General features: G+C 59.5%; 6 protein-coding genes. 3 read left to right on the top strand and 3 right to left on the bottom strand.

From position 1 onward, the window contains the following. Positions 1 to 117: 117 nt before the first annotated feature. Positions 118 to 1,884, bottom strand: a complete 1,767-nt coding sequence (ltrA, locus tag ACIP02_RS08475; protein ID WP_400615189.1) for a group II intron reverse transcriptase/maturase — start codon at positions 1,882 to 1,884, stop codon at positions 118 to 120. Between the two features lie 185 nt (positions 1,885 to 2,069). Between ltrA and tnpA the strand changes: the two genes are divergently transcribed. From tnpA to tnpC, 3 genes are all read left to right on the top strand, one after another. Further along, positions 2,070 to 2,390, top strand: a complete 321-nt coding sequence (gene tnpA, locus ACIP02_RS08470) for an IS66-like element accessory protein TnpA (protein WP_400615186.1) — start codon at positions 2,070 to 2,072, stop codon at positions 2,388 to 2,390. Continuing rightward, positions 2,387 to 2,722, top strand: a complete 336-nt coding sequence (gene tnpB / locus ACIP02_RS08465) for an IS66 family insertion sequence element accessory protein TnpB (RefSeq protein WP_400615183.1) — start codon at positions 2,387 to 2,389, stop codon at positions 2,720 to 2,722. The genes tnpA and tnpB overlap by 4 nt, the downstream gene beginning before the upstream one ends. Positions 2,723 to 2,785: 63 nt before the next feature. Then, positions 2,786 to 4,330, top strand: a complete 1,545-nt coding sequence (gene tnpC, locus ACIP02_RS08460; protein ID WP_400615181.1) for an IS66 family transposase — start codon at positions 2,786 to 2,788, stop codon at positions 4,328 to 4,330. Here tnpC and ACIP02_RS08455 read toward each other — a convergent pair. Both ACIP02_RS08455 and ACIP02_RS08450 read right to left on the bottom strand, forming a co-directional pair. Further along, on the bottom strand, positions 4,325 to 4,888 hold the full coding sequence (locus ACIP02_RS08455) for an isochorismatase family protein (protein WP_400615178.1): 564 nt from the start codon (positions 4,886 to 4,888) through the stop codon (positions 4,325 to 4,327). The genes tnpC and ACIP02_RS08455 overlap by 6 nt on opposite strands. Positions 4,889 to 5,184: 296 nt before the next feature. Next, a complete protein-coding gene (locus ACIP02_RS08450) occupies positions 5,185 to 7,707 on the bottom strand; it encodes a TonB-dependent siderophore receptor (protein WP_400615175.1) in 2,523 nt (840 codons plus the stop codon). Positions 7,708 to 7,735 lie beyond the last annotated feature (28 nt).

Genomic DNA, 7,735 nt, shown 5'->3' with positions numbered 1-7,735 from the left:
GGCGCAGCCGGTGCCATCCACCGCGTCGCCTGCTTCGCGGGTGAACCCGCTCCTACACAGGTCGCGGTAGGGACGGCAGTTACCTGCCGCCCCCCGCACAGATCCGTACGTGCGGGACTACCGCATACGGCTCCTGCCTCGGGTATGTGACGCGAAGCGATCCTCAGGGTAAGGGTGTGCATTTCTGGGCCTAGGTATGTAGAGATCAGCAAGGCGTCCATAGCGTGACCATTGAAGTCGATTACGCTGGCTACGACGTTTGAGGGCTTGCCGCCATAAACGGCAGACCGCCGAACGAAAACCACCCAGACGTGTCAGGTTTCCCGGCACCGCGTGGTAATTGAAGTAACCGCTCACCACCCGTGTGAGCCATTGCCCTTGAACCCAGATGGGTTCATGACGTCGGTGTTTCAGCTCATCCCGCATGGCCAGCAGCATCGCACGCATTCGCTTCTTGACCGTCAGTCGCAGTATTTGAAACCCACCGCTTCTGTTGGTACTACAACAGTGCGTGAAGCCCAGGAAGTCAAACGTCTCCGGTTTACCTAACCCTCGCTTCCTGCGATTTCTCGCAGCAAAACGACCGAACTCAATTAGCCGTGTCTTCGAGGCGTTCAGGGATAAACCGAACCTGGCCAACCGTTCCTGCAACTGCACCAGAAACTGCTGAGCCTGCACTTTCGTCCTGAAACCCACCACGCTGTCGTCCGCATAACGCACAATAATTACATCGCCACGGGCATGCCGCTGGCGCCACTGCCCTGCCCACAGATCCAGCACGTAGTGAAGATAGATATTCGCCAGCAATGGCGATATCACTGCGCCTTGAGGCGTCCCCTTGGTTGCAGCAACCCTACGGCCATCTTCCATAACACCCGCCTGAAGCCATTTGCAGATAAGCCCGAGCAGGCGCCGGTCTGCAATCCGGTGTCCCAGAAACATCAGCATCCATTCATGGTCGATCTCATCGAAGAACGACGTGATATCCGCATCCAATATCCAGTTCACCTTCTGACCCTTGAGCGCGACCGTCAGCGCATCCAGCGCATCGTGCTGGCTACGTCCCGGCCGAAACCCATACGAGAAACCCAGAAAGTCCTCTTCATAAATCGCATTCAGAACGGTAACGACTGCCTGCTGTACGATCTTGTCCTCCAGAGAGGCAATGCCCAGCGGACGCTGCCTGCCGTCGGCTTTGGGAATGTAGACCCGCCGCGATGGCGTTGCCCGATAGGCTCCACCGTGGAGCCTTGCGTGCAGATCAGTTACCCGCTGGAGAAGACCTTCCTCGTATTCCCGCCACGACATGCCGTCCACGCCTACTGCTGCATCCCGGCGCAGAGCATAGAAACTCTGCGCCAGTAACTGCGGTGTGATGTGGTGCAGCAAAGCCGTGAACTGCATGCCCTTGTTTCTTCTGGCTGCTTCACGTACACCTTCAAGTCCCATCGACGCGCGACTGATCCGGCTCAGTGTCCGGGGCGCGGGAGGCTTGTTGGTGTTTCCCTTGGCTACGTCCCTTTCCTCCACTATCTCCGCAGGGCCAGGCCCTTTGTTCGAAGGCTTCTCAGGTACTACGGACGTATCCGACTTCTCGGCAGCGTAGGCAGCAGGGTTACAGCTTTTGGCCTTTCCTGCTCCGCCCGATGCTTGCGCACCGGGCGCCGCTGAGATCTCCCAGTTTCCGTACGAAGGACTTCCCGACGTGCACAGGGTCTCCGACCGCGCGGGATCAGAGCATGACTGGCGTATAACGCCATGCTCCGTATTGCCTTCTGCTTCGCTTAACAGCATCGGCATCCCGAATTCCTGATTACGCGGCTCAATGGCTGGCCCATCGGTTTCCCCTGTCAACGCTTCACCCTGCACCTCACGGTGCAACATGCATGACTCGGGGTCTGGTTGATTCGCCATTTCTTACCAGTATCGAACTTTCATCGACTATCCTCCGCCAGCTTTAACTGGCGCTCTAAGCGTCCGGCGAACTCACCTTCCGAACTCCAGCATTAAGGGCGATGGTGTCCGCGTATTTTTAAGCGGACGTGATCGCCCTTATCGCTAGGATTTCCATGCGCCAACGAATCTCTTATCCGAAACCGTTCAAAGCCCAGGTCGTTCAGGAATGCCTGCAACCTGGCGCACCCATTTCCAGTGTTGCCATCAGCCACGGCATCAATGCCAACGTCATCCGCAAATGGATGCCGCTCTATCGAGATCAGCCCGCAGCGGCTTCACTACCGGCATTCGTCCCACTAAAAGCCGCCCCTAAACGGCCGGCCGAGGCGTCAGTGATCATCGAGTTGCCCATGGCCGGCCAAGTGATCACAGTGAAATGGCCAATCTCAGATCCCGAGGGCTGTGCGCAATTTATCCGGGCTGTCGCTCAATGATCCGCATCGATGCGATTTGGCTGGCCACCGAGCCGATGGACATGCGCGCCGGTACCGAAACCGCATTAGCCCGTGTGATCGCGGTGTTTGGTGCGGCGAAGCCGCACTGCGCTTACCTGTTCGCCAATCGCCGGGCTAACCGAATGAAAGTCCTGGTGCACGACGGCGTGGGAGTCTGGCTTGCAGCGCGACGACTGAATCAAGGCAAGTTTCACTGGCCCGGCATTCGCCATGGCAGTGAGGTTGAACTCGACAGCGAACAACTCCAGGCCTTGGTGCTGGGCCTGCCGTGGCAACGCGTTGGTGCAGGCAGTGTGATCAGCATGCTGTAACCGCCGTGCATTTGGCCGGTCTACGTGTCGTCGTCACGTGCCTGCTCAGGCACAATCGGCGGCATGACTTCCTCGCCCAACCTCGACCAGATGACCCCGGAACAGCTTCGTACCTTGGCGGCACAGGCGTTGCAGTTGCAGTCCCAAGTCGAGGCGATGAGCAAGAAGATCCAGAACGATCAAACCGTCATTGAGCAGCTCACTTACGAAATTGCCCTGCTCAAACGGCACAAGTTTGCCAAGCGCAGCGAGCAAATCAGCCCGGCGCAAAGCAGCTTGCTGGATGACCTGCTCGACACAGACCTTGAGGCTATCGAGGCCGAGCTAAAGCAACTCCTTCCAGCTGCGCCACAGTCTGAACCACGGCAATCTCCGAAACGTGCGCCATTGCCGCCGCAGTTTCCACGCGCGGTGATTCGTCACGAACCCGAAAACACCCTGTGCGCCTGTGGCTGCCAACTTCAACGCATCGGCGAAGACGTCAGTGAGAAGCTGGATTACACACCGGGTGTATTTACCGTCGAGCAACACGTGCGTGGCAAGTGGGCCTGCCGTCAGTGCGAAACACTAATCCAGGCGCCGCTGCCGGCGCAGGTGATCGACAAAGGTATCCCGACCGCAGGCCTGCTGGCCCACGTGATGGTGGCCAAGTTTGCCGATCACTTGCCGCTGTACCGGCAGGAGAAAATCTTTGGTCGCGCCGGGCTGGCCATCGCTCGCTCGACCTTGGCCCAGTGGGTTGGGCAAACTGGCGTGCGACTCCAGCCACTGGTCGATGCACTGCGTGAAGCGGTGCTGAGCAAGGGCGTAATCCACGCCGATGAAACACCGGTGCAAATGCTTGCGCCGGGCGAGAAGAAAACCCACCGGGCCTATGTCTGGGCCTACAGCACGACGCCGTTTTCGGCGCTTAATGCGGTGGTTTACGACTTCAGCCCAAGCCGTGCCGGCGAACATGCACGTAACTTCCTGGGCGACTGGAACGGCAAGCTGGTTTGCGATGATTTCGCTGGCTACAAAGCTGGTTTTGAACAAGGCATCACTGAAATCGGCTGCATGGCTCATGCCCGTCGCAAGTTTTTCGATCTGCACACGACGAACAAAAGTCAGCTGGCCGAACAAGCACTGCACTCGATCAGCGGCTTGTACGAGGTCGAGCGCCAAGCGCGGGACATGAGTGATGAAGATCGGTGGCGAATACGTCAGGAGTTGGCGGTACCGATCAGCAAAACACTGCATGAGTGGATGCTGGCCCAGCGCGATCTGGTACCCAACGGATCGGCCACGGCCAAAGCCCTCGGTTACAGCCTGAAACGCTGGGTAGCGCTGACGCGCTACCTGGACGATGGGGCTGTGCCCATCGACAACAACCAGGTGGAGAACCAGATCCGGCCTTGGGCGCTGGGCCGCTCGAACTGGTTGTTTGCCGGGTCGCTGCGCAGCGGTAAGCGGGCGGCTGCAATCATGAGCCTGATCCAGTCAGCGCGCATGAATGGGCACGATCCGTACGCCTATCTCAAAGACGTTCTGATGCGGCTGCCGACCCAGCGGGCCAGTGAAATCGGGCACTTGCTACCGCATCAGTGGGAGCCTGCCGCCGTTTCATAGGCAGAGCTGTGCGACCACATCATCTGATGACATGACTTGGGCATATTCGGTGCCCAGTATGGCCAAGGTCAGTTCATAGACGGTTGAGGCGTCCCAACACGTTCCTTGCGGCCCGATTACGGGTACAGCAGTCGTGGCATCCGCAGGAAGAATAATTTCGTACCCAAGCGCTTTCCCGGCTCGGATAGTGGCATCCATGCTGTTATGAACCACAACTCCGGTCAAAACAATGCGTTTTACTTGCATGCTTTTGAGAATGGCATCCAATTGGGTTCCTATGAATGCGCAGTTCTCACGCTTGATGATGACAATCTCGCCCTCTACCGGAGCCACTTCTTTCTTGATCCCATTCCAGGGGCCATGAACGTGATAGCTGGAGGTGGGATTCTCTTCATCATGCTTCACATGAAGGACAGGCCAGCCATTTGATCGCCAGTGCCGCAGAAGGCGCTGGATTACGGACAAATAGCCAGGGTGGCTTTTACCATTCCAAACAGGCTGATCGATAGCATCCTGAACATCGAGGATAATCAGGGGGATGCTAGGCGTGTCCTTCATGTGGGGTCGTCTCCTTACGATGGACGCTTAGTGTGCTGCAACGTATTCCCGTCAACAAGCAGCGCAGTCTCGCTAGGGTACCGGTGCTGACAAAGAGGCCACTAAGGAGGGGCTGCTACCCCGTCAGTGGACTCCGGCCCAGCTCACGCAAGGTGAGTTGGGCGGACGCTTACCCTACACAGACCGCGCTGGCCCGTAGGAGCGGCTTTAGCCGCGAACACCGGCAAAGCCGGTGCCATGCTCCGCGGCGTCTGCTTCGCGGGTGAACCCGCTCCTACACGGAACCCGGTCAGCCGTTAGAAATCGGCCCGCAGGGTCACGCTGTAGTTGCGCGGATCACCGTAGTAGTTTGCCGCATACAGCCAGCCAATACTGGAGTAGTACTTCTTGTCGAACAGGTTGTTGCCGTTCAACGAAACGCTGAAGTGCTTGTTGATCTGGTAAGCCACACGCGCATTCCAGACCGCATACCCGCCCTGCTCGATCTTCCCTACCCCATCGGTCCCACCGAAGTTGCCGTGATAGTTGCGGCTCTGGATGTTGGCACCCCCGCCCACAGTCCACGGGTCCAGCTCACCCGGCAGGTTGTAATCAGCCCAGAAACGCAGCAGGTGACGTGGCGTGTAGGTGTTGAAGGTACCGCCAGCTTCCGACTCTCCATCCGCCGGGTCGTTGCGGTACTCGGTGTGGGTATAGGTGTAGCCGGCAAACAGTTGCATGCGGTCCAGCACTTCACCGCTGATCTCGGCGTCGAAGCCTTGGGTACGGACTTTGCCGCCCGGCACGTAGCAGTTCTCGCCACCGTTATCCCCGCACAGGGTGGCTTGGGCGCGGTTTTCCTGGTCGACCTGGAACAGCGCGAAGCTGGTATTGACCCGGCCGTCGAACAGCTCGCCTTTCAGGCCCATCTCATAGTTGGAACCGACAATGGGCTTCAGCGGCGCATTATCCACACTCAGTTCGGTCTGCGGTTTGAAGATGTCGGCGTAGCTCACATAGGCCGACCACTGATCGTTCAGCGCGTAGATCAAGCCTCCATACGGCGTGAACTCGCCGGACTCGCGGGAGTGGGCCGGGGTTGGCGATGTGCCGTTGAAACGGTGCAGTTCATAGTCGTAGCTGTAGCTGCTGCTGCGCCCACCCAGCACCAGGGTCAAGGGGTCGCTGAGCTTGTAGCGGGTCACCGCATAGATGCCGCTCTGGCGAATCTTGGCCTTGGAGGTACCCGGGTAGGTGTTGGTGCCTTCTGCGCCCAGCAACTGATCCATGGTCGGGCGCTGTGGCGAAACCGGGTCATAGATATTGATCGGGCCCAGGTTGATGAACCCGCCTTGCAGGTCGTCGGTCTGCAGGTCGCTGGCATTAGCCCCCACGACCACTTCGTGCTCGCGGCCAAACGCGCGCCACTTGCCGGTCAGGTTGATGTCCCCGCCCTTGTTGATGTTCTCGAAGTCGTACAGGTAGGCACGCGAGCGCATGCCGTCGCCAGTGGCCGGGTCTACCGCGCCACGGCCAAAGCTGTAGAGAATGTAGTTGGTTTCGCGCATGTAGCTGCCGGAGGCTTTCAGGCGCCAGTCTTCGTTGAAGTCGTGGGTGACGTCGGCAAAGTAGGTGGTTTGCTTGTTGTCCCACTTGTTCCAGTCGGCACCGGTAAAGGTCGAGCGGCCGGCGTTGACGCCGCTGCCGTCCTTGTTGCGGGGCAGGCCGCTGAAGAACGGCGTGGCGTGCAGGTCTTCCACGCTGGCGCCGGCCGCTACCGTGGTGGCGTCGCCAAGGTCATATTCGAGAATGCCGTACAGCACGTTCTTGCGGCTCTCGGCAGTATCGTAGAAGTAGTTCTGGTCTTCATGGCCGGCGACCAGGCGGCCTCGCAGCGAGCCATCGGCATTGAGCGGGGCACTGCCATCGATGGTTTGGCGGTAGGTATCCCAGGAGCCGGCGCTGGCCGTTACCGACAGCGATGGCTCGGCTTTGGGCCGCTTGCGCACCAGGTTGATCGCCGCGCCTGGGTTGCCGCTGCCCTGCAACAGGCCATTGGCGCCGCGCAGAATCTCGACCCGGTCGTACAACAGGGTGTCGGAGGTGAAGCTGCTGCCGATGGCGTAGTAGCGGCGGTCGAGCGGTACGCCGTCGTACTGGATGGTCTCCACCTCGAAGCCACGCGAGTAGATGTACTTGCCGCCGGACGGGCTTTGCAGGGTGGTGATGCCGGTGGTCTTTTCCAGCACTTCATCCAGGGTGTCGAGGCGCTGGTCGTCCATGGCCTTGCGCGTGACCACGCTGACCGATTGCGGGATGTCCTTGAGGCGGTGGGTGCCCTTGCCGATGGTGACGGCATTGGCGGTGTAGCTGCCCGAGCCTTCGGTGGTTGCAGTGTCCTGGACACCGTTGATGTTCAACGGCTCAAGGTTCAGGGCCTCGCCACCGGAAGCGGCGCTCAGCGGTAGAGGTTGCAGGCCGTAGACGTTGTTGCCGCGGCGCACCGCTTGCAGGCCGGTACCTGCCAGCAATTGCTGGAAACCTTCGTCGATAGCGTACTGCCCCTGCAACCCCGGGCTGGTCATGCCACGGGTGAGCTCCGAGTTGTATTGCAGGGTAAACCCTCCCTCACTGGCAAAGCGAGCCAGTACCTGGGCCAGGCTGCCGGACGCGACGCTATAGGCTTGCGGCGCCTGCACCGGCGCGGCCAGGGCATGCACGCCGGCACCTTGCAACGCGATGGCCAGTGCACTCAGGGCGAGCACACGTCGATAACCCGGTACGCGAGCCTTACCCATACGGAAATCGGTCGTGGCGACCAGTGAAGAAGAGCGAATCATTGAGAAATTGTCCCTTTATGTGTGGCAG

It is taken from the genome of Pseudomonas sp. NPDC089408 (assembly GCF_044749445.1).
Lineage (GTDB): Bacteria > Pseudomonadota > Gammaproteobacteria > Pseudomonadales > Pseudomonadaceae > Aquipseudomonas.
This window is presented reverse-complemented; position numbering and strand designations above follow the sequence as displayed.

What these genes read in the sequence shown, in the direction of transcription:
- ltrA (WP_400615189.1), bottom strand. Translation starts at nt 1,884, where the DNA reads ATGTTGCACCGTGAGGTGCAGGGTGAAGCGTTGACAGGGGAAACCGAT.
- tnpA (WP_400615186.1), top strand. Translation starts at nt 2,070, where the DNA reads ATGCGCCAACGAATCTCTTATCCGAAACCGTTCAAAGCCCAGGTCGTT.
- tnpB (WP_400615183.1), top strand. Translation starts at nt 2,387, where the DNA reads ATGATCCGCATCGATGCGATTTGGCTGGCCACCGAGCCGATGGACATG.
- tnpC (WP_400615181.1), top strand. Translation starts at nt 2,786, where the DNA reads ATGACTTCCTCGCCCAACCTCGACCAGATGACCCCGGAACAGCTTCGT.
- ACIP02_RS08455 (WP_400615178.1), bottom strand. Translation starts at nt 4,888, where the DNA reads ATGAAGGACACGCCTAGCATCCCCCTGATTATCCTCGATGTTCAGGAT.
- ACIP02_RS08450 (WP_400615175.1), bottom strand. Translation starts at nt 7,707, where the DNA reads ATGATTCGCTCTTCTTCACTGGTCGCCACGACCGATTTCCGTATGGGT.